Here is a 24621-nt window from a genome sequence, read left to right as displayed (position 1 = left end):
CAAATTGACCTTGACACGATGCGGGAAGTTTGCTATACTTTAAGCAGAGGGTGAAAGGCCCTATCTTGTCAGCTCGAACGAGTGAGACATTTAACTTTTTGCTTAAAGTGCGGATGGGGATTGTGCAAACAATCCCCATCCATCTTTTTTTGCAGCAAAGACACATGAAAAAATTTTGGACTATTTGTTGAAAACAGTGGCCTCCCAACGTAAAACAGTATATCACGATATTTTGGGAGGTTTCTTTATGAGAAAAACATATTACACCGCCGTGGGACACTTCCGGCGCAAGACGGATGACAATGGGCAGAGCTACCCGGTCATCCTGAATAACCAGGAGGAGTATCTGGTGGATATGCAGGAAATGACGGTGTGGACTGCTTTGAACTGGCGGATTGCGGAATTCCCGCAGTTAGAGAAGGAGTACGACCGGCTCTCCTGGGACTGCGGAGCGCCCGCATACCGCACCCTGCACGACTGTCTGAAGCGGTTGGTTACGCGGGGCCTTGTGGCATCTGGAGCTGGCGAAACGGACTTTGAGGCGCTTTATGACCTGATTGGCAGTCTGTATGTGGCCCCGCTTTCAGAGAGCCTGCCCCTCCGTGCGGCGGCTTTCCTGAAGCTGATTTTCCTTCGGGGCGTTCCCGTTTCCCGGGCCTTTTCGCTGTTCCGCAGAGACCGGCCCAGCGAGGCCGAGGCGCGGATCATCGCTCTGACCCGTCAGGAGCCGCTGTCTACGGCGGAGTTGATCAAATGTGAGGAACTGGGTGTCAAGGATGTTTCTACCGACGAAAAACTGATGACCGCCCTCTACGATGACGATGACACCACCAGCTACAATATCCCTGTGCGGATGCGGGAATCCAAGAGTGCGGAGAGAGTGACCATAGCGGTTGCAAACCTGTACCTCCGCAAGCAGATTATTTTTGAGAGCGTATGAAAAAGGCATCCCTGTGCTGAATAATAGGTACGGGCGTGAAGCTGCATCCATTACAATACAGGGTCCGGGTTTGCTATTTTAGCAAACCCGGACCCTGTATCATGTAATAAATTTGATTAGGCCTTTGAAAAAAGCATGGCCTTAGTCAAAGTAAGCAAATCATGTAGCGGCCATATACACAAAAACGAGAAAAGAGGCATCAAGTTTATCATACCTTGTAGTTCAATACAGTTCTAAAATATCTGTCCTTTTATCTATGCTTGTCAAAAATGCCTGCCAATCATTTATGTAGTTCTGGTGGGTAGAGTTGCTGCTGCGCGGGGAACGGCCTATTTTGGCAAGCAGCTCCTCTATCTCCCGTTCGGACCGCGTCTGTTTCCTGGGATCTGGCACTGTATAAAAGGTTTCCCAATACCGCTTCATAGGAGCACCCCAGCGTGCCGCTTTGGGGTTATTTGCATAGGCCTGCGTTGTCATGATCTCGCCCTGCTCAACACCAGCTCGAAGTGCCTCCGGGCCGCTGCCGCCATTCTTACAGTATGCGTTCAGTATCGCCTTATAAATGTCATGGAAGATAGCGTACTCAATGGCCACAGACGGGCGCTCAAGCTCGTCAGACGGCCTTGAAACCATCTGGCTGTCCAAGTACCTGCCCAGGGCCTCCAGGGCCACAGAATGGCCCCGGAAGCGTGATTTACGCAGGAGTTTCGCCATCTCCTCGCTGACAAGGTTTTTCTGAATCAGCGTTTCTGCTTTCATGTCTACAAAGGCGAGGTTCAAGGCAAGCTGGGCCTCATTCCGGCTGCCGGCACACGCACTCTCAATCTCAGATTGGTATGCCTGAGCAATCCGTCCGGCCACCGACAGATCCTGGATAGAGTATGTTCCCCTGGCCGGGAGACTCCCCGACTTGTTGGGCACCGCAGCCTCCCGGAGCTGGGTGGCCATATAAGCGTCATGATTGCAAAGCCAAAAGCTGTCCGGACCGGTTTGGGCCGCCGCCGCATTTGTCCGCTCTACCAGCGTATGGTATATGCGAACCCGCTGTTCGACAAGAGCATCTAGGCTGACTCGGATCACTTGTGCATCTCTGGCAGAAATCCCCAGGTTGCTCTGCAAAAGCCGGGTGTATCCATCAATCAAGCCAGTCATCCCAGCTACCCAGATGTTTTCCAGCATGGATTCCTGCTCTGCCAGCTCGGCCCCCGTGAAATTGCGCCTTAGCTTATCCAAAACTGAGACATAGCGGGAAGCCACATAGTTCAAACTCTCGGATAATTCCTCCGCCGGCATGTCCCGGAAGCTGCGGAACTCCGACTCAAGCCCATGCCAGTCAATCCGGCCATCAAGCCCATCTTTGCGGAGGCGGCACAAGTAGCCTGTTATCTCCTCCTGTGTGGGCGTCATCCTCAGATTGCCACTTCGCAGACGTGCCTGCAGGCGTGCTACTGAGGCGGCGTCATCCCTCTGAACAATCGTGTTTTCCCTTTGCCAGAGGCTTGTCGCCGCATCCATAACAGAATACCTGCTTTGGAAGCCTTTCAAGTCGAAGATATTGATTTGCGGCCGCAATCCAACATCTGTCACGACGGTTTTTTTCGGTGCCTTGCTCTGTGTGCGATGGGTTCTGGGCTGCTTGGCAGTGCCACCAGGCGAATGGAAAATCTTGTTCGTATCAATCTGCATACACACACCTCAATTCCGGTGAGAAAACCTTCCCTCTAAGACTGCTTTCTCTGTTCCAGTAGGGTAGATCAGTTTGGGGCTCTCTTCAAAATCAATCAGGCTTACCGCAGCCAGTTAAGGGCTGGCGCAGATAATTCCTGATGTCCAGGCTGGCCTTAAAGTGCGTGCTCCAGTTTAGGACGAAGATGGCATCCATACCATGTTTTAATTGAACCAGCAAGCATCTTCTTTTTATTATGTCGTTTTATTACCCAAATTCCTGTTCACTATATATAACGTTTGAGAATGGCAAAATAGGACACTATTTTTAAACTTTTATGCAAAATTCGGGGCAATGTCGATTGCCCCGAATTTTACGCTACGAATATGGACTTTTAGACATATGGAGATTATTTGCAGGTTCCGCTATCAGAAAACGATGATTGCGCCTTACCATTGACAGTATATTCTACTACCAATTCGTACGTTTTACCTTTTGTTACACTCACAGTTTCATAAAAGGACAAACTCCCGTCATCTGACACGTTCCATGTTCTGATGGTTTGATTTCCGCAACGCAATTCTATAGTAGCAGAAATTTTGTCGCTAGCCTTGTTTCCAGAAATCTCAGCATAACAATTGGCAGTAGTGCCAGAGAAAGTAATGTCAACGTAGCCGGAATTTATCCGAATCTCTTGAGCGTTTGCAGTATTTATGAGCAAAATCATCAAAAGAACGGCCAGAATTGAACCTCTCGTTTTCATTAAATCACCTCCTCCCGTAAAACACCTTATAAATATATAACGCAGATAATCCCTGATTTTGGACACTATTTTTATCAAATTTTAAGATTCGTGTTTTTCAACACTTTCAGCCATTTTAATGAGTTCATCTTCGTTAAAAGGTGCCAAAATACGGAATGCCGTGCCACTATCTTCGTCTAACCAAATGAGAACGTTTGTATTCCCATCATTTTGATCAAGATAAAGCTCAGCAGGAACTCCATTAACCGAAACCTGTTTATAAGTGCCTATACCATCCTGATGCATTTGTACTACGGGAGAAGAAGAATCCGGAAAATAGGTAAAGATTACCATGTTATCGGATTCATTCCTATATTTTATAGTTGAAGGGCCATCTGAAATGAATTCAGAGGTTATCTGATAATCAGATGGAATCCAAGTAGGACGGTAGACTATATCGTTCGAGGTTTCTCCACTGGGTTGAAAGAAGCGATAGATAATCTGAGTTTCATAGACTTCTCTCACCCAGCTCACAAACGCCGCCCGCGCCTCCATACTGAAGGTCAGCACACTGCCTCCGCCGACCAGAACAACCAGCAGGAAGCACGCCACGGCCTTCATGATCCGATGCCTGATCGGGTGTTTTGTACGGCGGATCAACTTCTCCATTTTGCGCTCAAACTCCGGTGAGAACGTAGCCTCACATTCCTCCGGCTCCGGGAGACTGGCGAGCAGGCTCTCTTCGGCCTTCCGAGCAGCTTCGCGCAGCCGTTCATCAGAGATCATAAATGCCCTCCTCTCGGCATATTTCCTCCAGCTTGGCCTTCGCCCGCTGATCCAGCTTCCTGACTGTAGCAGGTTTCATGCCGAACATATCGGCAATATCCTTTACGTTGTATCCATGATAGTACTTCAGCATGATGATATGCCGGTACCTCGGCGGCAGCTTTGAAATACATTTTGCCACATCATCGTCATCCGGCGGTGGAAAAGAGAGACCAATCTCGTTTTCGATGCTCTCCAAGCTCACAAAATGCCTGCGCATTCGATAAATATCAATCGCTTTCCGTTCTACAATAATCGTGACATAGCCTTTCGTTGCATGACTCAATGGATCGTAGACCTTCTCCATATGTTCAGAAATACTGACAAAGGCATTATGTACCGCATCTTCTGCGTCAAATTCGTTTTCCAGAATTTTATTCGCAATTTTAAGCATATATGACCGATAATGTTCATAAAGCAGTTCAAACTTTTCTCTATTCTCGGGATCTTCTATCGTTTGCAAGTAGATAATCATGCATCAATCACCCCGCTTTCAATCTGTGGTCACTGTGTTGGAGACGACCATTGCTCTGCTGCTGGCCGTCTGGATACGCCGCTGCCCATGGGATTTATCTAGGATTGTTGGTGCCAAGAAATATTGTAGAATTGCATCTGATTATGATTCTTCATGCTCCCGCAGCGGTACCGCTGCGGGAGGCCGCTTATAAGCGGCCTCATTAAACACTGCCTCGCAGAGATGACCGCCCACATAATGCCTGCTCCATACCTTCACACAGCCGCAGGTCAAAGCTTTTTTCGGATTGGTTTATATCTTGCTCTGTATGGGCCAATTTATCCGTGTCTACCACAAAATCGGTAAGCCAGCGCTCAACGCATCCATATCAGTAGGAGAAATGTCATTTACCTCTATGGTTACAAAGTCTTCAGGTTTACTCGCCTCATATGTGCCACGTTGGCTTTTTAACGAGGCATAGATCGTCCATATACCTGTCTCTGTGTGAATGCGATATAGGTTGTTTCTGTCAATGTTCGGGGTATGCACTACGCCGGAAGGGGCCTTTGCGTAGATGGTAATCTGCGAAACGTCACCGTCCTCCGGCTGAACATAGATATAGACGTAATTTTCTACTGCTGTGCGCTGTACTGAGATAGAGTACCCATTCATCGGATCTGTAACAGTAATAATACACTCTGCGCTCATTGTAGATTTCCGATTTGAAGCCTGCGCAGTGATCGTAGCGCTACCCGCGGACACAGCGGTAATTTGGCCGTTATCATCGACCTGGGCAACAGCTTTATTGCTCGATGCCCAATGAACCTCGCTGCTTTCTGTATTATTAGAATATAGAACCGTTGCGGACAGCGCCTCAACGTCCCCTGTGGTTATATTCAGAACGTCATCGCTGAGCATCACCCGGGTAATCGCAGGGGTGAACGCCCCGGTAAAGCCAGCCCAGATCAGGAAGACCGCACCCACTATTACAATCAAAAGCGCAGCAACCAGAATCTTTTGGCGTCTATGTAAGCCCCTGAATGCACGCACCAAATCTCCCGGATTCTTAAAGGCCGAAATGATCGTAATAAGATTTGCCCAAAAGCCGACCGGGTCACCCACTTGAAACCACCTCCTCCGTCCACACCGCAACTTTTCAGCTTCAGTATATCATACAAATGCGCATTTTGGTAGGTGAAATCTGTATGTTTGACATATTTTTTCCTCGCTGCATCAATGTGGCCGCCCATATTTTGGGTGACCACAGTCTTTTTATGGAATTTGTTCCTTGTCGCTATCACCTTTATCATTATTTGAAGTCTTAACGGCAGCAATGAAGCTGTTCACAATGCTTTTTAGGTATCGGTACTGCGCTGGAGGAAGGTCGGAGATGTTTTTCATCATCATTCCCAAATCCATGTCAGATATTTTCCCAAACAGCAGGAAGTCTGCGCTGGTGTCTAACGCCTCACACAGCCTTGCTATGTTCTCAGGCCGCAATGCCTTGGATCCCGTCTCAGCGGTGGAAATTGTCTGGCTTGTCAGCCCTGCTTTCTCCGCCAACTCTTCTTGCGTCAAGCGGAGCTCCTTCCTGCGTGCTGAGATGCGCTTCCCCATCTCTTGCACCAGCTTGTCCATTGAGCCCACCTCCTATGGCTTAATATTTTACCTGCCATAGCGTAAAAAATACATCGGTCATGGATGGAATTTCTTATCCATAGCATATATAATGAGAGTGCCCAGTAGAATTTCCTGCGATACATTGCCTTAACCCGCCATCCTGGTTGTCCAGCCAAGTTTATGCCTGTCGGGCTTGACATGATTGGTGTCAATCACTGTCATTACAAAAGCAATGTGCTTGGGATTTGCTGTGCCCACATTGAGAAAAGGACTGCCGCATCTACTCACATAGATACGGCAGTCCTATCAGGCAACTAACAATTTTATGAAGAAAGGTTTATGGTGTGTAATGGTACAGCAAATAAAACGGCTAAGGTTTTGGCTCTGCAAGTCCTGCTCCAAGCTGAGCATATTTTTGATAAAGCATTCACCTCAGTATAGGAAGAAAATCGACGCACAGATCGCCGCATTCGATAGCATGGAAGTATCGGAGGATCTCCGGCAACTGGCAGTGGAAGCGGTGGATGAGTATGAGGAGCATATGAACTCCGAACCAGTTTTGGTCCCGCAAGAAACGATCCTCTTTACCAGTGGATGCCACAGCCGCCGCTGCAACTTTTTGACTGCCAGGCGCTATCGCGCATATATCCGCAAGACCTGCATCTGGGCAAGGGAACAGGGCATCACCACCTTCATCGCCGACTATACTACCCCTTTTGGGCTGTTGGCCTTTGAAATACTCCTTGAACTTCGCAGCGCCGGTGCAAACTTCACGCTATACGCTGTCAGCAGCAGGCATATTGGCCGGAGACGGAGTTACCGCCTGGTTAAGGAGACCGACCTGGAGCTTGCCTGGAACTTGGCCAAGTGCGACTATCGCTATCAATGCCTCTACTCAGTTGATACCTTGTATAATATCTATTCAAACTCAGGTACACACTGCACTGAAGATGGCATCCGGCAGAAACGGCAGATGCCCAGGCCCTGCACCTGACAGAACCTGGACACCTGCGCCGTCCAGAATATAGCGAGCAGTAGCAACCCTGCGGCCCACCTCAATAGGGCGGCCAACACGCCTTATTGATGGAGATTATTATAAAATTCCCGCAGCTCCCTTATGTCATTTGTCCGATTGGAGATAGGGAGGGCATTCCACACGACATCACAGTATGGTTTCGGGTTGGAGTCCTTCAGACGCGGGTCAATGATAGATATGATCCCGGTATCCGTAAAATTACGGATTAGCCTGCCTACACCTTGTTTTAATTTCGCAAGAGACTTATTGCCGTAAGCAGCTCCATAGCGGTATCGCTATTCCGAAAGAAAAACCGGTCGGCATATTTCATGTCCTGAACCGACTCGATGATCTGCTGCTGTACCTGTTCCCCAAGCAGCCGGTAAAAGGCCCTGACCGCTGCTTCCGCCGGGCCCAAGCTTCTTTGCACATACTGCCGGTCCGTAGCGGAGACCTCTCTGACTGCGGATCGGATCGTGTTCATAATCACGCACTGGCTGAGATAGACCGTGGTTGCGTTGCGAACCTTGTTCTCCAAATTGTGTGCCTCATCTACAACAACGAGATCCACCCGCTCCGAGAGCAACCCGCGTTGCATCCGACTCATCTTCTGCAGGTGCGAAGTCAAGAAGTCCTGGTTGCACAGGATGATGCCGTCTATATACTGGAGCCGGTCACGGATATGGTAGTAGAGGCATTTGTCCGGGCAGGAAGCGCAAGCGTGCATACTAAACCGCGAGACATTGATTTTCTCCCAGATTTTCTGAGGGATCGAAAACCCGAAGTTTTTCCGCTCCTGGGCGCCAGACTTCAGGCCTGACTCTATCTCTTCGCACAGCGGGACCGCAGGATCCGCTATGTACTGGCTGGCCCGCTTGCCGCAGACATAGTGCGTCTGTCCCTTGGCTAGGATAACCTCAACGTGTGTTTTGACACGGTGATTGATGCGAACGGAAACGGGAAGATCCTGATGACCTACTCCATAGAGGGCGTGGAAAAACTGCTCCCAAACTCAGACCTGAGCGGTGAGCTGCAGTTAAAAACCGCCGTGGTCTCCACACTGAATCGGTTCATCGTAGGCAACGACACCAACGCCTATGAGTGGCACACGGAAAACGACACCCTGGTTCGGAAATACAACTGTGTCTACCACAACTGCACCGCATTCTTTACCAATACAGCAAAGGACCTGGCCATCCTCGTCCACCGCCATAAGGGAGTCTCCGTCTTCCGGGGATCGCCAGCCAAACTGTACGCACAATTCTGTTTCCATGACCCTGAGTACCTGATTGACTTGGTTGGCTATGATGACACCCACAATACCCTAACCCTTGGCTTTGCCCGACCCGGTGAGACGATTGCGAATATGTGTTTCCATGAGGATGGCAGCCGGCTTCTGATCACGACCCAGTATGAGTGCTATGAATGTGAGCTGGAGAGCGGGGCGCTGGCAACTGTGGTAAAGGCAGGCTCAAATGAGCGTTTGGCCGCCGGCCACTACAGGGGAGAGGAGGTATAGGTTGCTGTCGTGGAACACTCCGGGCAGGAGCAACCTTCGGTGAAACCGCACTGCACTTACTACCGGTGCGGTGCCGATGGGGCATATCTTCGCTCCTGGTACTACTTGATGCCAGAGCTGGATGAAACGCTGTTCCGCTACTTTGCTTCCTCTATGCCACCGGTGACTTCGGTTTTGGCGGCTCAAACGATGAAGAGGGCTTCCAGCAATACTGGTTGACCAAGGGCTTCTTCCTGGAACGGCTTCCAGAGCTGAAGCGGTTTTTCCGGCCGAAGTGCTATACCTGGCATGGGAACCGGAGGCTGAAGTTGGAGAAGGAGTTCCAACCCTTGGACGAAATCTTCGCCTGACACAAGGCAGCCATAACCAATCGGTACAGCGTGGACGACAGCGGGTTCAGCCATATGTATCTGGCGGATGATATGTCGGAGGCGATCATCACAGACAACAGGCAGCACCTGCTTTATCAGAGACCATTGAAGGGGTTTACATACCAGCAGATGAAAAATGCTTTCCAGAACTCTTTTGCTGGTGTGCATCAGGATACTTATTGGGATTTTTCAATTCCATGGTGCGATGGGACTTTGATTGGGTGTTTTGAATCCTATAACCTAAAGTATGTTGTTACAACGGATAATAAGCTACTGGGTGCGGTTGAATACAGGCCTGGCACCTCAATATTGAGATGCCAATTCAATGCTATTTGTATCAACTACAACAGCAACTACACCCATTGCAGCTCTAATGAAAACTGAAATAAGCAATCACCGATGGTAAAAATAATACAACTATTGGTTTTTCAGTTATGCAAGATTTTTCAATGGTCAACTACCTGGTATAATAATTGAAGAACCTATTTCTGGACATATCATCTTTTACCGCATTATTCAACCATTGAAAAAAATCAACATCTTTTTCTTGCGACCATACATCATAATCGACTAAGGTTGTAATTGAATAAACTTCATCGATTCGCACTTCATTATTTGTAATAAATAAAAATTCCCCAGTTTTATCATTCAATTTGTGGTGTTCCATTGAAAAGGCAATTTGCTTCAAATAAAATCTTTCGGCATTCTTAAAAAAAACTGGCCCATGATTTGATGAGCATACCCCAAAAATATCATGATTAACGTCAGCAAAGAAACCAATATCAGTTCTTACTTCCGCTGGAAGAGGTATACTATATTTTCTTATTTGATATTCCCCTGTTTCCAAGTTGTATAGACACAACAGGGAAACATCATCCATATTTCTGATATACTTTATTTCCACAATACCCCTCCCGCTAAAGTCCCAATTTGTTAATTAGCCAATCACGAAAGCCACTCAATAACTTATCCACATTTGGGTTTGGGTGTTTGGCCGACTCAATTATTTTTGAATAATCACCAAAGTACTTATCCACAAAGAATTCAAACGAGCCTCCTAAAGGATCGCCATACCGTTTTATATTAACTTCATATATGTATTCTCTTAACAACTCAGGAGTTAAATCTTTATATTCTATTCCAAGATTCCGTCTCGCTTCGTACATGAGCCTAGCTATCTCCTCATCTCCAAGGCCTTGACATCTCAATTGGTTCTCGTAACTGCTAAGATTTTGGACAGCGGTTTCATACTCTTGCCGTAATGGATTAGATTTTATGGACTCTCCCATACTAGCTATATAGTCATCTACTTCCTCCACGCTTTGTGGAAGATTATTTGCTGATTGTGCAGTTGATTCGCCTCTTATAGCTTGAGCCGCCTGCGCAGCTAAAAGCGCATCTTGTGATGTATTATATAAGTTAACCATCTCTTGAGATGGGAAAGCAGTTTTTAATAACCACCGATTGGCTGCAATTCCTAACCCACCACCTATAAGTCCATCTGCCAATACCCTTGTTGGATTAAAAGCATACCACAGCCGGTCAAACGTACCCATATGCTCCATTGCATTTGAAGTTGCAACACGCATGGTTGTACCCGACAGCATTCCAAATTTGACAAACGTGCCCATTGTTGCAACACCATGTGGCATAATGTAAGCACCAGTTGCACCAATAGCAGCCCCAGCAGTAGCACCAACTAAAATTTGGCCGACCGCAGCTTGCCAACCTCTAACTTCACCGTCCTGATAATCCTCAATGGCAATCGTAGCTGTAACTGCAAGAGCCCCCATGGCAGCACCGGCAAGAGCTGCTGCAACAAGGCCTCCTGTCGCAATAGATGCAAATATGCACACAGCTGCGACTGCAACTCCTATCGCAATATTGAGAAGCCAACCTCCAAGATTAAACGAAGTGGGCTCGTCATCAAAGGGAGGATACGTGCAAAATTCTGTTCCGCATAAAATACCCTGTTCGCCCAAAGCGTCAAATTGGTATTCCATGAACATGACGGTGTCCCCGCCGCCGGTGGGGGGATTCCCGCCTCCTGTTCCCTTGGGCACAATCAAGGCAATCCTGGCCGATGCTTGGATTGGCGAACGGCTTGTTCCCAACTGCTGTGGTGTGTTCAAGGTTACTCTGGGAGCTGTAACCTCGACTTGGAGTTTGGCGACTATTTGGATTGCCCGTGTACTTTCCAGGGACATACATTTTATATCATCAAACTTCATTTGTAAAGTCTCGCCCGGAATTCCACCAGAAAAGGTCATACTTTGCGGAAAGAGAAGCATCCTTTTCCCGTGCTCTGTTGTAAAAGCACGCATTTGAGGGTCAGTCATATCGCCGCAGATGTTTCCGTTCGTTCGCGGACTAGTGATTGCTACAGCTTCACCAGTGTTTGCTCATGTGAGATAAAGAAGTAAAAGAAGTGTAAAAAATTTTGCCGTTCCCTGTCCGGCTGACTGCCGGACGGGTCGGGCTTTAGTCGGGCAATTCTACCTTGCCGACAAAAGAGTAATAGATTTCGATTTCCTGTCTGCGGAGCTTCCCCCGCCGTTTCCCGTCAAGGGCTTCCGATTCGTGGATTACGATTTTCTCCACAAACTCCCGCAACAGGGTAGGGGTGAGTTCCTCAAAGCTGGTATACTTGCGGACTACTTTCATAAACTTTTCAGCGTTTGCCGTGGCTTCCAGCGTCTTGGAAAGCTCGCTCTGCAAGGCGGCGGCTTTCTCTTTCAGTTCCTTTTGCTCGGCTTCATAGTCTGCCGAAAGCTCCATGAAACGCTCGTCCGATATGCGCCCCGCCACGCTGTCCTCATACAGCCGCTTGAAGATAGCGGAGAGTTCCGCAATCCGCTTTTCTGCCGCTTCCAGCTCTTTCTTCTTGGCGGCGTTCCGGCGTTTGCTCCCGTCCTCGGTCTGGTCGGTCAACAGCTTCATAAACCGGGCTTCATGCTTGGCGGCGTAGCTGGTGACTTTCCGTAAATTCTCGGTCACTCCGGCAGTCAAGAGGTCGGTGCGGATAAAGTGCGCCGTACAGTCTGCCGTGCGCTTCTTGTAGCTGCCGCATATGTAGCAGTCCTGTTTCCGTTTATCCGTCTGATACCTCTGCTGGTACATGACGCTGCCGCAATCCGCACAAAACAGTATGCCAGAGAACAAGCCCACTTCATCATAGCGGTTAGGGCGTTTGCGCTGCTTGCGTAGCTCCTGCACACGCTCCCATGTGTCCTTATCGATTATCTGCTCGTGGTGGTTCTCGAAGATTGCCTGTTTGTCCTCGCTGTTGTAGATAATCTTGCTGCACTTGTAGGATTGGGTGGTGGTTTTGAAGTTCACAAGGCAGCCCGTGTATTCCCGGTTTTCAAGGATATGCACCACGGTGTTCGCCGCCCACTTGCACTCGTAGCCGGGGTGGTAGCGGCGGGTTCTCCCTGTCCGGCGGTATTCCAGCGTTCCCGGCGTGGGGATTTCCTGTTCCGTAAGCATACGGGCTATCTTGGTCGGTCCGTTCCCGGCAAGGCAAAGGCTGTAAATCTGCTTCACCACGGGGGCGGCTTCTTCGTCAATGATGAAATTTTCGTCCTCGTCCATGAGGTAGCCATACACGGGCTTGCTTGTGACAGGCTTCCCACTCATGCCTTTTGAGCGTTTTACCGCCCGGATTTTCTTGCTCGTATCCCTCACCAGCCATTCGTTAAAAATATTTCGCAAAGGCGCAAAATCATTTTCGCCCTGTGCGCTGTCAACGCCGTCATTGATTGCAATGAAACGGACGTTTTTCTGTGGGAAAATCATTTCCGTGTACATTCCCACTTGTAAGTAGTTTCGCCCTAACCTTGACATATCCTTTACGATAACCGTTCCCACAAGCCCCGCTTCAATGTCGGCAAGCATGGACTGGAAGCCGGGTCTTTGGAAATTTGCCCCGGAGAATCCGTCGTCCGTGTACCATTTCAGATTGCCGAAGCCGTTCTGTTTTGCGTAGTTTTCAAGGATTCGCTTCTGGTTGCTAATGGAATTGCTCTCGCCTTGCAGCTCGTCCTCATGGGATAACCTCGGATAAAGGGCGGTGATTTTTTGGGTGGTCTGTCTTAACATGGTTTCCTCCGTTTCCGACAGCCAGCCCACTATTCCGTATGTCTATTATACCATAGGGCGGGGCTGGCTGTACAGTCCTTTTTGTTACTTTATGGCACATAATGTCGGATAAATTTCAGCAAGGAATGTCACTTCACATGGCATGGGCGGCAGTTCCCCCGGCTGCGCTTTCCGCTTCCAGCACTTTCATCATCTTGTCGGCGGCGGTGGCGGTGGTGTCCTGTTTGAAATAGCCGGAAACCACAAGGACGGTATTCCCCCGGCGTACCTCGGTCACGCAATCCGGGCGGCGGGCGGTAGTGGCGGCGTTTCTGTTGGGGGTGTCGGTCATAGGCTCTCCTTTCTGTTCAGCAGCATTTTAAGGCGTTCCATTTTCGCCTGTGCTTTGGCTTTTCTGAAATTCTCCCCGGTAATGCGGACGGGGGTACACATTTCCGTAAGGCGGTCATATATCCGGGCGTGGGCGGTGTCCTCCGGGTTCTGCAATTCTTCCAGCGTCAAATTCGTTGTGACAATCAGCGGCTTTTGGCTGCGGTATCGGCTGTCAATCACGTTATAGACTTGCTCTAAACCGTATTCCGTGCCACGCTCCATGCCGAAATCGTCAAGGATAAGCAGGTGGAAGCTGCAAAGGCGGGAGATATATTCGTTCCTGTCCTTGTAGCTGGCGGCAAGGTCATTGAGGATAAGGGCAAAATTTGTCATGCAGACAGGCACTTCCAGTTTCATAAGGGCATTGGCGATACACCCGGCAAAAAAGCTCTTGCCCGTGCCGACATTCCCCCATAACAGCAGCCCGTGGTTCTCCGCTTTCATATGCCCCCATTGCTCCACATATTCACGGGCAAATTCCATTTGCGGGCATTTCCCGTTGTCATTGTCAAAATTCCATTCCCGCATAGCCGGGTCGGTGAAGCCTTTCCGTTTCAGCCGTTCAACCGTGTCAAAATGTCTGCGTATATCCTCGGCGGCTTGCTGTTCGTCAAGGATTTTCCGCTTGCAGTCACACGCCCGTGGGTGTCGGTCACGTCCGAAAAGGGTCTTGCCCTCCGGAAAGTAGGCTTCTTTGGGCTGGCGGCATTTCCCGCAGTATAAAAGCCCGTCCTCGCCTATGTAGTCCTCCGGCTCTGTTTCCTGTGCCGTGGCAAGCCGGAAAATAGCGTTATCATAATCACACATAAAATCGTTCCTCCTTGTTCATGGTCTTTTACGCCCTGTTTACGGGGCGTTGTGTCTATGCGGTCAAAGGCTCTCGCCCTCTTTGTAGGAATAATCGGGGATTCCCTTTTTCGGCTTCCCCTTTGCCCTGTCATCAGCCGCCCAACGCCGGATAGTGGCGGCATGGTTCTTGTATTTCTTCCCGCTGGAAGCGATATAGCCGGATAGGCGGTCTATGTAATACTCCCATTTGCCGGGAAGTTCCTCTTGCAGCTCCGCAAGCTCTTTTTCTGACAGGAATACATTTTCATATCTGCCAAAAGGGGCGGGGGCTGTCTGTCCTGTTTTTATCTCTCCCTCTCTCTTTATCTCTAACTCTATATCTATCTCTTTCTCTATCTCTATCTCTGGTGGACAAATGTCCGCCACATATGGTGGACGTTTGTCCGCCACGGCTTCCGGCAAGGCTTTCTGTTCCTGCAAAGCCCGCCTTGCCCGGCGTTTGCGCTCCCCCTCGGTAGAGGACTGACCGATTAAAAGCTCAATGTTGCTCATGTATAAAGCCCCGTTCTGCAACGGTTCTACAAGCCCCAGTTTCATAAAAATCTGCAAAGCCCTCTCCACTGTGCCGACTTGCTGGCGGGTGATTGTGGCTATCATCTGTGCGGTGTAGGGGATATTTTCGGCAAGCTGGAGCTTTCCCCCGTTTTTCAGTGATTTTAGGTACAGCTTCAAGAGAATGTTTGAGTAGAGCATACCGTCCTGCATACTTTCCAGCAGCACGATAGCGTCCTCGTCAAAATAGCTCTCTTTCAGCTTTAGGTAATAATATTTGCGGTTGTCTGCCATTCGTTCCTCCTTTGGTCTGTTCTGTGGCTTCTGTTACGCAATTAAAGCGGCTTTTGTGGGGGTAAAGGATAAATGTACCGCCTACCCGTTGAGGGCGGTCAAAAAAGCCTTGATTTACGGGGGTTTGGAATATCCTAAAGCGTGACATTTATCCCTCTGTTTCCGCTTGCGCTGTGTGGCTCTGATTCTTTTCATGCGTCCGGCGCAATCCGGGCAGTATTTCCCCCGGTTGGACTTAGGGAGAAAATACCCGCCGCACTCGGTACAGCGTTTCCTGTCTGCCCGGTGGAGCAGGGCGGCTTCCAGTTTCCCGTCCAGCGGCAGCACGGCGGCAATGAACCAGCGGCACAAGAGGGAATAGCTGATACTCTGTACACATACGCAAGGCTCGCCGTTATCCAGCAAGATACAGTTGCCGTTATCGTAGTTGCAGCACTCATGCACAAGCCGACACGCCGCCCGGTACTGGCGGTAGTCCATGTATGGTGTTTTTGCGCCCATGCCTTTAACGCTCCCTTTCCGGCTTCCTGTCCGGGTACAGCCTCCCGGCGGCTACGGCGGCATGGCTCTTTATCTTGATTTCTCCCCGCCCCTCGCTGGCTCTTGCGTTCTTATAGCCCTCATCAGAGAGGAAATAGCGGTGGCGTTCCCCCGGAAATCCCACGGGGCTGTCGCTGGTCTTTACGTCAAGGACAATCATGTGGCGGGTTTCGGGGAGAAAACGCTCCATGCCCGTCAAGTCATGCCCCTGCATTATCGGCTGTTTCGTCTGTGCCTTTGCTTCCGCAAGCCGCCGCCGGATAGAGTTTTCATGCCCCGCAAGGAAACGGGCTTTGTTGTCGGCTATGAACTGGCTGCACTCCGGCTCTGGTATCTTTTGCAGCTTTTCTATTGCGTTCTCCATGATTACCCTTGTCAAAAGGTCTTTAATCACGGGTACGGTTTCTTTCATGCCGCCTATGGTTTCCGCTTTGGTGGGTGCGGCGTACTGGTAAATCATTTCAAGCTCGCTGTTCGTAAATCTCATTGTGCTACCTCCTGTGGCTGTTTTATTATCGCTCCTGTTCATGCTTTTTCTGCTGGCTCGGTGCGCCCCTCAAAATCTGCTCGATATTTCCCTTGATTGTCTGTAATTCCTTTGTTTTTTCCCGCTTCTCCCGGTACTCGTTGTAAAGCGTGTTCTTCTCCCGTGTAAGCTGCTCAATCTCCGCTTGTAATGTCTTGGACGCTGGCAGCTTGGAGATTCCCTGTGCCTTGAAATACCGGGCGGCAGATTCAGAAATGATAAACTCGCTTTCATGCTGCTCACGGTAGGCTCTCCGGGCTTTCTCCGTTTTCTGCGCTTTAAGTCCGTCACGGGCTGGCTTGGTCTTGATGTACGCTAATAGCTGTTTCTGCAAGTCTTTTTTCTCCCGTAAAGTGCTTTCCACGGTTTTCAGTTCGGCGTGGACGCTGTTCAGTCCCGCACTGGCGGCGGTAAGGGCGGCTTCCAGTTCTTCCGGGGAAGAAAAGCCGGATTCCTCGTATACGCTCATGGTCGCCGCCATTTGCTTCAGATTGTGCAAAGTCGCCCACTTCTCGTAGCCTTTCCCCTTGCCCTCGGCTCTCTTGGCGGCTATGTCTACCATGCGCTGTACTCCGTCATTCTTCGGGGCATTTATAGCGGCTTTATTGCGCTGTAAGCGGTCTTTTATGCTGCGGGGGTATTCCTCTTTGGGTGCGGGTGTTTCGGCGGCTCTGGCGGCGTTCTGCGTGTTTATGGTGAGTGCTTCCAGTATGGCGGCACGGTCAAAATCATCACCTAATTTCCGGGCGGTGATTGGCTTTGTCCTGTCCGGGGTGAGATAGCTCAATCTTCCCCGGCTTTCCTTGACGGTCACGCCTTGCTGTAACAGTTTCCCGGAAAAGTCCTCAAAGGAAACGGCAGAGGACAGGGCGGTGCGGATTGTTTGTCGTAACTTCTCCTTGTCGGTTTCAAACTTGGTCTGTCTGGGCGGCTCTCCTGTGGCGGCAAGGGAAGCGTTCTCTTTATCCAGTGCGGCTTGTCCTTTCCGTTTCGCCCAATACTCACGCTCGGTGACACGGTTCTTGCTCCCATGCAATAAATCAATCTGATAGAGGTTTTCCCGGTGGCACATCTCCATGACTTCCGCTTTGAAATACTCCATAGCTGCGTCCGTACAGCGGTGCTTGCAGCCCTCCCTTGTGTCCGCTGGTCTTTCCATGTAGGGCAGTAGCGGCACTTCCGCAATCCGCAAAGAATTGATTACGATATGCACATGGATGTTGCCGCTGTGGTTATGCCCGTCCGGGTGGGTGCATACAAGGGCTTGGTGTCCGGGGAAATGCTCTTTACAGAACTGCTCGCCCAACTGTTGCGCCCGGTCTACGGATAGCCCATTGTCGGCAGCGTCACGGGGGTCAAAGCTGATGATATAGTGGTGGCTCTTTACGTCCTCCCGCTTTTGGTTCTTGCCGTATTTCAGATTGGAGCGCATACACGCTATGGCGAAATCTTCCCCGCCGCAATTCAGAGAGGAAATGCGGTAATCATCACGGAGAACAAGCCGCCCGTTTTCGTCCAGTGTAGGCTTCATGGTAAACTCGTCATGCTCAAAAGTTAGGTACTGCTCGGCAGCTCCATAGTCGGCATTTTTAGAGCTGATATGTTTGAACGTTGCCAACGGCTTCACCTACTTTCTGCAAGACTTCAAACTTCAAGGCGGCAAGTTCCGCTGTGGCGGCTCGCACTTCTTGGGAGAGGGCGTTATAAGGTGCGCCGTACTCGTTTAGACAGCGGGCTATCTGGTTCAAGTTGCCGCTGATTTTTCCGTATTCGGCTGTTAGCTTCCCAACGGCAGAAAGCAATTCATCATTGACCGTGGAAACGGTGATAACCGGGCGTATGCTTGACTTAATGAGGGCTTGCCGGATAAACTCGGCTTGGCTCATTTTGCAGAGGGTGACACGCTCGGAAAACTCGGCGTATTCTTCCTCGGTCAAGCGTGTCTTGATTACCCGGCGGCGGTGGGGCGTGTTGTATTTTTTCATGGCTGTAAACCTCCTTTCGTGGGTGGATTTTTTCAAGCGGCGCAAGCCGCAAAAAGGCGGGCTTGGGGTGGCAACCCCAACAAGATTCCCGCAGGACAAAATTGAGCGATTAGCGAAATTTGGTACTGTGGTAGAATCTTGCTCTTAAAAAGTGGCGGCTTCCTCTGTGTGGGCTTCCGTCAATACCTTTAGTGCCGCAAGCGGGAATTTCGCCAAAGCTGCGGCGATATTTCTCCCCCTACTACCTACAACACCATGTAAAGCAAAAATGATGCATACACCGGACCAGCAGCTCCATCTGCACGGAATTTTAGCCCCACCCTGCCGGAAGGGAGCCCCACTCCACGAAAGTAAAGAAAGGGACCTGTATAATTGGCGTAGCACAGGAAACTGTGACTATATCAATTGGAGGTCCCACCATGCCAAACTATCTGGAGATCTTGAGACTGGATAGCCTCAACCACAGCCAACGAACAATCGAATCAACGGTACATTGTTCGCGGCACACCGTCCGCAGCGTTCTGCAAGCAGCAAAGGAGAAGCAAATCGCGTGGCCGCTGGATGATGACATCACCAACGCAGAGCTGGAGGAGATTCTGTTCCCTGGTAAGTATAAGAGCGGGTGCCGGTATGTGGAGCCGGACTATCCGTACATTCACCGGGAGCTGGCGAAGCCTGGGGTGACCATGGCGCTTTTGTGGGAGGAATACTGCCGGAAGTGCCATGAGGCTGGGGAAACGCCGTACATGAGCACGCAGTTTGGGGACAAGTACCGGAGGTGGGCGCGGGTGACGAAGGCCACCATGCGCATCCAGCACAAGCCGGGAGACGCCATGCAGGTGGACTGGGCGGGCGATACCCTTCCGGTATATGATCTGGTAACCGGTAAACAGAGCCCGGCGTACTTGTTCATGGCCGTGCTGCCGTGCAGCTGCTACACCTATGCGGAGGTCTGTGAGGACATGAAGACAGAGAACTGGCTGTCCTGCCACGTCCATGCCTTCCAGTATTTTGGCGGTGTGACACGGCTGCTGATTCCGGACAACTGCAAGACAGCCACTACGGCTAACACCCGATACGAGACTGTGCTCAACCGCAGCTACCAGGAGCTGGCCGAATACTACGGCACGGCAATCGTTCCGGCTCGCGTCCGCAAGCCCCAGGACAAGAGCGCAGCGGAAGCATCTGTGCGTTTTGCCCAGACATGGATCATTGCGGCGCTGCGTGAGCGGAAGTTCTTCTCCATCCGCGAGATGAACGAGGCCATAGCGGAAAAGCTGGAGGAACTGAACAACCGCCCGTTCCAGCGGATGGCGGGCACACGCCGCAGCGCCTGGCTGGAGGAAGAGAAACCGTACATGCTGCCATTGCCTGCTGTGCCCTTTGAAGCGGCTGTCTGGTCCGTTGCCAAGGTCCCCAACGATTATCTGGTATCTGACGGCAGGAACAAGTACTCTGTGCCGTACAACCTGATTGGCGAAAAAGTGGATATTCGTGTGACAAAGACTGCGGTGGAGGTATTCTACCATGGCAGTCGTGTCGCCAGCCACCGCCGCTTGCAGACGATCCAGCGCGAGCCGCTGGTAAAGCTGGAGCATATGCCGCTGGCGCACCAGAAGTATCTGACATATAACGCCGGCGATTTCAGCCGCTGGGCCATGTCTGTGGGACCCATGACGGAGAAGGTGATCCAACACTTCCTGACCTCCGGGACAGCCCCGGAGCAGGGCTACAAAGCCTGTGCCAGCCTGACAAAGCTGGGAGAGCGCTATGGCAGAGAGCGTCTGGAAAACGCCTGTGGGCGGATCCTTGCGTACAGCGCAGCGCCCTCTGTCCGCAACATTAGCAGCCTCTTGAAAAACGGCCAGGACCGGCCCGCGAAAGCAGCCCCGCAGGACAAGCCCAACGATTCCAACCGCTTCGGCATTACACGCGGAGCCTCCTATTTCCGGAAGGGAGGCGAGGGCTGATGGTACTCCAGGCAACCATTGACATGCTGGTTGGAATGAAGATGACCGCCATGGCGGCGGAGCTGTCCAGCCAATTACAGGACTCCTCATTCAATGAACTCGGCTTTGAGGACCGGCTGGGGCTGCTGGTGACTGCCGAGTGGAACCGCCGCCAGACCAACACGGTGAAGCGGCTCATTCACAACGCCCACTTCGCCGCCCCGTTCGCTGCGGTGGAAGAGATTTCGTACTACGAGGACAGAAAGCTGGACAAGGCTCAGATGCTGCGCTTCTCCACCTGCAAATTTGTGGACGAGGGCCACCACATCATCCTCAAAGGCGCTTCCGGCAACGGCAAGACATACATTGCCTGCGCCTTGGGCAACGCCGCCTGCCGCCGGTTCAAGAAGGTCCGCTATGTCCGTATGCCGGAGCTCCTCGACGAGCTGAGCATTGCCCGCAGCGGCGGCGAATTGAAGAAGTGTCTGGCCTCCTACAAGAAGGTGGATCTACTCATTCTGGACGAGTGGCTCATCCGGCCGCTCTCCCCCCAGGAGTCCTATGACCTGCTGGAAATCGTGGAGGCCCGCTGCCAGCGCTCCATGATTTTCTGCACCCAGTACCAGTCTGAGGGCTGGTATACACGCATTGATCCCAATCCTGACTCCGGCAGCCCCGTTTCCGAGGCAATCATGGACCGCATCATCCACAACGCCTATGAGGTCCTGGTTGAAGGCCGCGTCTCCATGCGGGAACGTAATGGCCTGAAGTCTTCCCGCGCCAAAGGCGCTGAGCAGGATGCCTGACTGCCCCTTCAATCCCTCCGATTCCCCCTGTGACCTTGAATTGGATTTGATGATCCTGCGTGAAGCGGAACGGGAATCCTTGGAAATCTTCTATGCCATGCGGGAGGAATTACACTTTTACCTGAATCGCACTCAATTACTGGAGACTGTTTTGACTGCCAACGGTATCCCCATCCCCGACTGCGATCACTGATCCCTGGCTCTGCCCGCCGCCTCGGCTGGCAGGGCCTTTCCTCTAAAACTGCTCGTGGAATAGTGGGGCTCCTTTCCGGCAGGGTGGGGCTAATACTCCGTGCAGACGGGGCTCTCGGTCCGGTATATGCAAATGACGGAGATTTACGGAAATTTTCCTCTATTCCTTACAAAACCGCACAAGCCGGAATAGGCGGGAATTTTGAGAAATTTCTTTTTATCCCCCTTTGCACGGCATAATACTGGCGATTTCTGAAAATGCCAAAAATGGGCGCAAAAAAACAGGAAACCTTTTTTGATTTCCTGTCTTGGTGTGCCGTTTTATGTAGCGGCGGTTATTCAGTTTTTCGGTATGTCTGTTCATCAAAACGGAACTTGAACAGGGCAGCGACAAGCCGCTGTTTTATGTTGTCCTCGGTATCCCTGTCGATATGCCCGTTTTCAATGGCAGCGATTCGGATACGCTTGCTGTAATGCCTTAAAACCTCGTCCACGGCTTCCGGCTCGCCGCTGGTCGCCCGGACAATCGTTTCATAGGGCAAAAGGTTCGGATTCCCCATGTGAAAGCACCTCCATTTTCCTTTGCAGGAGTTTTAACGTCCTGCGGATTTGATACCCGGTCGTACTCCGGCAGCGTCCGTACATTTCCCCGATTTCCTGTTGTGTGTAATCTCCGAAAAAGTAAAAGAATATGATTTCCCGGTTTCTCTCCGGCAGAGATAACAGGGCGGCGGCAAGCTCCCCATTGGTGAGGATAATTGTCTGACCGCATATCGTTATGGGGTATTCTTCATAAGGTGCTTCAAAATATTTGTCTGTTGTGCCTAAAGGGTAAAATTTTTCTTCTGTGAGGTATTCAAGGGATATTTCTTTTTGCCGCCGTCTGCTCCTGTCACGCCATGCGTTGAGTGCCGCAAAGCGTATAACGGTCTTGCAAAAACCGTTGAACGTATACATGATATGTTCCCTATATGCTTCTGTGCAAGGCATAAATAATTCCCCCTTTCTCCCACATGGGGCGTTGCATGGTTTATAGTTGCTATTCAATATTGCTTAGATTTCCAAATGCTGTTTAGCTTTGCTGACACCTTTGATATAATAGACTAACAGTTTCCAGCACCCACGCCCAATAAGATACAGAACTACTCCCATGACAATACTGATGATAAAGACAGCTACCGGATTTTCAATCCCGGAAATACCGATATAGTTGGCATAGGGAATACCTAAATTCAGTAGTGAATCAATCAATTTGACAGAACCCATAATAGGAGTAGCTATTGCACAAATGATGAACACAGGGCTGCAAATCGCAAGAACTGGAATTACAATCAAGCCGGAAAGACTTGCAATACTATAATAGGCGCAAATAGCAAGGACTCTATTCCAACTAAAAGAATTGCTTTTTGCAATCAAATCCCCCAGATACGCTTTTGCCAACTCTTTGGGATTGCCCAGCCGTTCAGTAATTTGTTCTGCGGTTTTTCCATCGCCTTGCAATTCAAGGATTTCACTTTTGATTTCTTTCACAATATCAACACGTTCGGATATTGGCAAAGGTTTCAGATACTTTTCAATTTTTTCAAGATAGTCATTTAAAATTTTTTCCATAGTCTTATTCTCCTTTAATTTCATTGATTGCATTTAACAAGTTATTCCATTCTTGAGACATAGCAGAAATATATTCAAGCCCTTTGTCTGTAATGGAATAATATTTTCTCGGCGGCAAACCCTCGGCACTTTCCTGCCATGAGGACGAAACATATTCTTCTTTCATTAGCCGTCTGAGTAGCGGATAAATTGTATTCTCTTTTGCAGCTAAAATAGGATATTTTTCTAATGTGCTGATAATTTCATATCCATAAGATGGTCGCTGCCTTATCATTAACAGAATACAAAAATCAAGTGTCCCACGTTTGATTTGGGATTTCCAATCATCAATATTCATATACTGTACCTCCTTGCTATATATCGTACCACACAGTATATCTAATGTCAATGGTATATCTGAAAAAAATTAAGATTATACATGTTATAAGTAATGCGTAGGATTTCGCCGACGTAGGCACTGTGGGAATGTGCATAACTTGCTGTCTTATGGAGTTGTGGGAAAGTCTGTTTGCAGAATGTGGGAAAGCTGCACTTTAGCTTTTCCATGTTCTGTGAACGGACTTTTCCATGACGGAATAGCAAGTTATACACATTTCCACGGTGCTTATCTTTTGGTCTTTGGTTTCTTTGGTTCGGAATAGTGTGGTGCTGGCTGTCTATCTCTTGTTTTCGGTTACTTGCTTCTTTACCGTACATGAGCATTATGGCTAGGTATGTAGAGTGTTGCCCTTGTACCCCGCTTGGGCATACAATACATAATGTTCCCACTCTCTGGAATCCAGGAAAAAGGATAAGTTCCTGCGTTCCGCCCCTCATCAATATCCAGCTTCAAGCACACAATTTCATGATCTGTTTCAACAACTGTTCCAGGCAAACTCAGCCCAATAAGTTTCTTGTTTTTAATCTCATGCTGGCTAAACCAACCAGCATGACCCATTTTGTAAGAATAGAGTAATTCTCCATCTTGAAGAACTGCGTCTTGCTCGCATATGACCATAGATTGTTCCCTAAACTCCGCCTGTGCCCCCAATTGCACAAATTGATAGCTTGGAACCAAATAGCAAAAGAAGTCCGGTTTGTATACTCCTGCCAGTGAACTGCCCAACTCATAAAAGCGTTCGTCCATAATTAATGCGTATTCATCAGCAGCTAGTTCTTTTGAGGATTTGGAGATTTGTCCAAAACTGAATCTTGGAAACGGCGTAGTGGTGTCGGGAATCAACTGCGTCCCGAGCATACTGGCAAGACGCTTGATAAACGCCCAGTCGGTTTCTTCGTATTGAATCAGAGGTTTTCCTATAGTCTGATCTGCAATATCAGAAAAGTCAGCAGACGCATTTGGTGTATCACACAAAATCTCCTCTACTACTTGTCGGTATGTCATATCCACATTTTGAAAGGACCTGCTTTTCAATGTGATATCAAGTTCTGCTGTTGCACCGATAATCTTTCCTTTAGCAAGGAATACTTCTCCCCTACGCATAACTTGGAACTTATCTGCCGTCCCTCTGAATGTTGGTTTTCGCTCCCTTGCCGTTGGCTCATGCAATGTAAATAAACAAAAATCTTGACCCTCAAAATCTTGGAGACAGTCTGTAGCTGCAGAATCAGCATTTATGTACCCTTGCAAGTACATCACTCCATGTTGATTTGCACGCATTCTGAAAGACAGGTCCAAAATGTGAGTAAACTTTACTGGACCACATACCTGCATTTTTTCATGTGTTATTGCCACTGCCATATTCTCATGTC

At 49.7% G+C, this 24621-nt stretch carries 30 protein-coding genes; 6 read left to right on the top strand and 24 right to left on the bottom strand.

Going from position 1 to position 24621, the window contains the following annotated elements; all coding sequences use genetic code 11:
• Positions 1-247: 247 nt before the first annotated feature.
• The gene (locus tag VV088_RS07870) at positions 248-940 is read left to right on the top strand and encodes a hypothetical protein (protein ID WP_334600158.1); all 693 of its coding nucleotides are present in this window, start codon (positions 248-250) and stop codon (positions 938-940) included.
• Between the two features lie 222 nt (positions 941-1162).
• Here VV088_RS07870 and VV088_RS07865 read toward each other — a convergent pair whose 3' ends face one another.
• From VV088_RS07865 to VV088_RS07840, 6 genes are all read right to left on the bottom strand, one after another.
• On the bottom strand, positions 1163-2626 hold the full coding sequence (locus VV088_RS07865) for a hypothetical protein (RefSeq protein ID WP_334600157.1): 1464 nt from the start codon (positions 2624-2626) through the stop codon (positions 1163-1165).
• 389 nt (positions 2627-3015) lie between these two features.
• Positions 3016-3369 carry a hypothetical protein gene (locus VV088_RS07860; RefSeq protein WP_289424202.1) on the bottom strand — a complete coding sequence of 118 codons (354 nt, stop codon included), beginning with the start codon at positions 3367-3369 and terminating at the stop codon, positions 3016-3018.
• Between the two features lie 81 nt (positions 3370-3450).
• Positions 3451-4134 (bottom strand): DUF4367 domain-containing protein, encoded by a 684-nt coding sequence (locus tag VV088_RS07855; RefSeq protein ID WP_289424203.1) that lies wholly within the window; start codon positions 4132-4134, stop codon positions 3451-3453.
• Complete coding sequence (locus VV088_RS07850; protein ID WP_289424204.1) at positions 4124-4648, bottom strand: RNA polymerase sigma factor; 525 nt, start codon at positions 4646-4648, stop codon at positions 4124-4126. The genes VV088_RS07855 and VV088_RS07850 overlap by 11 nt, the downstream gene beginning before the upstream one ends.
• A gap of 327 nt (positions 4649-4975) precedes the next feature.
• The gene (locus VV088_RS07845) at positions 4976-5749 is read right to left on the bottom strand and encodes an Ig-like domain-containing protein (protein ID WP_289424206.1); all 774 of its coding nucleotides are present in this window, start codon (positions 5747-5749) and stop codon (positions 4976-4978) included.
• Between the two features lie 150 nt (positions 5750-5899).
• Entirely contained in the window at positions 5900-6265 is a 366-nt protein-coding gene (locus VV088_RS07840; protein ID WP_289424207.1) for a helix-turn-helix domain-containing protein, read from the bottom strand.
• A gap of 397 nt (positions 6266-6662) precedes the next feature.
• Here VV088_RS07840 and VV088_RS07835 point away from each other — a divergent pair, with 397 nt between their 5' ends.
• Positions 6663-7241, top strand: a complete 579-nt coding sequence (locus tag VV088_RS07835) for a hypothetical protein (RefSeq protein WP_334600156.1) — start codon at positions 6663-6665, stop codon at positions 7239-7241.
• An 83-nt stretch (positions 7242-7324) separates the two neighbouring features.
• Here VV088_RS07835 and VV088_RS07830 read toward each other — a convergent pair whose 3' ends face one another.
• Both VV088_RS07830 and VV088_RS07825 read right to left on the bottom strand, forming a co-directional pair.
• Complete coding sequence (locus VV088_RS07830) at positions 7325-7489, bottom strand: hypothetical protein (RefSeq protein ID WP_334600472.1); 165 nt, start codon at positions 7487-7489, stop codon at positions 7325-7327.
• A 20-nt stretch (positions 7490-7509) separates the two neighbouring features.
• The gene (locus VV088_RS07825) at positions 7510-7989 is read right to left on the bottom strand and encodes a hypothetical protein (RefSeq protein WP_289424209.1); all 480 of its coding nucleotides are present in this window, start codon (positions 7987-7989) and stop codon (positions 7510-7512) included.
• Positions 7990-8184: 195 nt separating this feature from the next.
• Here VV088_RS07825 and VV088_RS07820 point away from each other — a divergent pair, with 195 nt between their 5' ends.
• A complete protein-coding gene (locus VV088_RS07820) occupies positions 8185-8781 on the top strand; it encodes a hypothetical protein (RefSeq protein ID WP_289424210.1) in 597 nt (198 codons plus the stop codon).
• A gap of 182 nt (positions 8782-8963) precedes the next feature.
• Here the strand turns inward: VV088_RS07820 and VV088_RS07815 are convergent, their stop codons facing one another.
• From VV088_RS07815 to VV088_RS07765, 11 genes are all read right to left on the bottom strand, one after another.
• Entirely contained in the window at positions 8964-9320 is a 357-nt protein-coding gene (locus VV088_RS07815; RefSeq protein ID WP_289424211.1) for a hypothetical protein, read from the bottom strand.
• A 289-nt stretch (positions 9321-9609) separates the two neighbouring features.
• A complete protein-coding gene (locus VV088_RS07810; protein WP_289424212.1) occupies positions 9610-10056 on the bottom strand; it encodes a hypothetical protein in 447 nt (148 codons plus the stop codon).
• Positions 10057-10069: 13 nt separating this feature from the next.
• The gene (locus VV088_RS07805; protein WP_334600155.1) at positions 10070-11383 is read right to left on the bottom strand and encodes a hypothetical protein; all 1314 of its coding nucleotides are present in this window, start codon (positions 11381-11383) and stop codon (positions 10070-10072) included.
• A gap of 250 nt (positions 11384-11633) precedes the next feature.
• Entirely contained in the window at positions 11634-13253 is a 1620-nt protein-coding gene (locus tag VV088_RS07800) for a recombinase family protein (protein WP_103242498.1), read from the bottom strand.
• 133 nt (positions 13254-13386) lie between these two features.
• Complete coding sequence (locus VV088_RS07795; RefSeq protein ID WP_016227620.1) at positions 13387-13584, bottom strand: transposon-encoded TnpW family protein; 198 nt, start codon at positions 13582-13584, stop codon at positions 13387-13389.
• Positions 13581-14432, bottom strand: coding sequence for an ATP-binding protein (locus tag VV088_RS07790; protein ID WP_016227619.1), 852 nt, complete (start codon positions 14430-14432; stop codon positions 13581-13583). The genes VV088_RS07795 and VV088_RS07790 overlap by 4 nt, the downstream gene beginning before the upstream one ends.
• 63 nt (positions 14433-14495) lie before the next feature.
• The gene (locus VV088_RS07785; protein ID WP_289696120.1) at positions 14496-15260 is read right to left on the bottom strand and encodes a phage replisome organizer N-terminal domain-containing protein; all 765 of its coding nucleotides are present in this window, start codon (positions 15258-15260) and stop codon (positions 14496-14498) included.
• Between the two features lie 114 nt (positions 15261-15374).
• On the bottom strand, positions 15375-15761 hold the full coding sequence (locus VV088_RS07780; RefSeq protein ID WP_016227617.1) for a cysteine-rich VLP domain-containing protein: 387 nt from the start codon (positions 15759-15761) through the stop codon (positions 15375-15377).
• A gap of 4 nt (positions 15762-15765) precedes the next feature.
• Positions 15766-16329, bottom strand: coding sequence for a DUF5720 family protein (locus tag VV088_RS07775; RefSeq protein WP_334600154.1), 564 nt, complete (start codon positions 16327-16329; stop codon positions 15766-15768).
• The gene (locus VV088_RS07770) at positions 16313-17944 is read right to left on the bottom strand and encodes a relaxase/mobilization nuclease domain-containing protein (RefSeq protein ID WP_103242757.1); all 1632 of its coding nucleotides are present in this window, start codon (positions 17942-17944) and stop codon (positions 16313-16315) included. The genes VV088_RS07775 and VV088_RS07770 overlap by 17 nt, the downstream gene beginning before the upstream one ends.
• On the bottom strand, positions 17916-18311 hold the full coding sequence (locus VV088_RS07765; protein WP_334346494.1) for a plasmid mobilization protein: 396 nt from the start codon (positions 18309-18311) through the stop codon (positions 17916-17918). Before VV088_RS07765 ends, VV088_RS07770 begins: the two co-directional genes overlap by 29 nt.
• Positions 18312-18730: 419 nt before the next feature.
• On the opposite strand from VV088_RS07765, the gene istA reads away from it, so the two are divergent.
• Genes istA through VV088_RS07750 form a run of 3 tightly spaced genes read left to right on the top strand, consistent with a single transcriptional unit; the run spans position 18731 to position 21259 of the window.
• Complete coding sequence (istA, locus tag VV088_RS07760; RefSeq protein WP_161845261.1) at positions 18731-20281, top strand: IS21 family transposase; 1551 nt, start codon at positions 18731-18733, stop codon at positions 20279-20281.
• A complete protein-coding gene (locus VV088_RS07755) occupies positions 20281-21066 on the top strand; it encodes an ATP-binding protein (RefSeq protein ID WP_334598923.1) in 786 nt (261 codons plus the stop codon). Before istA ends, VV088_RS07755 begins: the two co-directional genes overlap by 1 nt.
• Positions 21059-21259 carry a hypothetical protein gene (locus tag VV088_RS07750; RefSeq protein WP_334598924.1) on the top strand — a complete coding sequence of 67 codons (201 nt, stop codon included), beginning with the start codon at positions 21059-21061 and terminating at the stop codon, positions 21257-21259. The genes VV088_RS07755 and VV088_RS07750 overlap by 8 nt, the downstream gene beginning before the upstream one ends.
• Before the next feature lie 334 nt (positions 21260-21593).
• Here the strand turns inward: VV088_RS07750 and VV088_RS07745 are convergent, their stop codons facing one another.
• The 5 genes from VV088_RS07745 to VV088_RS07725 all read right to left on the bottom strand — a co-directional run bounded on the left by VV088_RS07745 (position 21594) and on the right by VV088_RS07725 (position 24610).
• On the bottom strand, positions 21594-21818 hold the full coding sequence (locus tag VV088_RS07745; RefSeq protein WP_302129212.1) for a helix-turn-helix domain-containing protein: 225 nt from the start codon (positions 21816-21818) through the stop codon (positions 21594-21596).
• Positions 21790-22248 (bottom strand): RNA polymerase sigma factor, encoded by a 459-nt coding sequence (locus VV088_RS07740; protein ID WP_103242755.1) that lies wholly within the window; start codon positions 22246-22248, stop codon positions 21790-21792. Before VV088_RS07740 ends, VV088_RS07745 begins: the two co-directional genes overlap by 29 nt.
• Positions 22249-22311: 63 nt before the next feature.
• A complete protein-coding gene (locus VV088_RS07735; protein ID WP_016227611.1) occupies positions 22312-22869 on the bottom strand; it encodes a DUF1700 domain-containing protein in 558 nt (185 codons plus the stop codon).
• A gap of 4 nt (positions 22870-22873) precedes the next feature.
• Positions 22874-23206, bottom strand: coding sequence for a PadR family transcriptional regulator (locus VV088_RS07730; RefSeq protein WP_016227610.1), 333 nt, complete (start codon positions 23204-23206; stop codon positions 22874-22876).
• A gap of 348 nt (positions 23207-23554) precedes the next feature.
• Positions 23555-24610 carry a hypothetical protein gene (locus VV088_RS07725; RefSeq protein ID WP_334600153.1) on the bottom strand — a complete coding sequence of 352 codons (1056 nt, stop codon included), beginning with the start codon at positions 24608-24610 and terminating at the stop codon, positions 23555-23557.
• Positions 24611-24621: the final 11 nt, after the last annotated feature.

The organism is Lawsonibacter sp. JLR.KK007, from assembly GCF_036941135.1.
In the GTDB taxonomy this organism is placed as follows: domain Bacteria; phylum Bacillota; class Clostridia; order Oscillospirales; family Oscillospiraceae; genus Lawsonibacter.
This window is presented reverse-complemented; position numbering and strand designations above follow the sequence as displayed.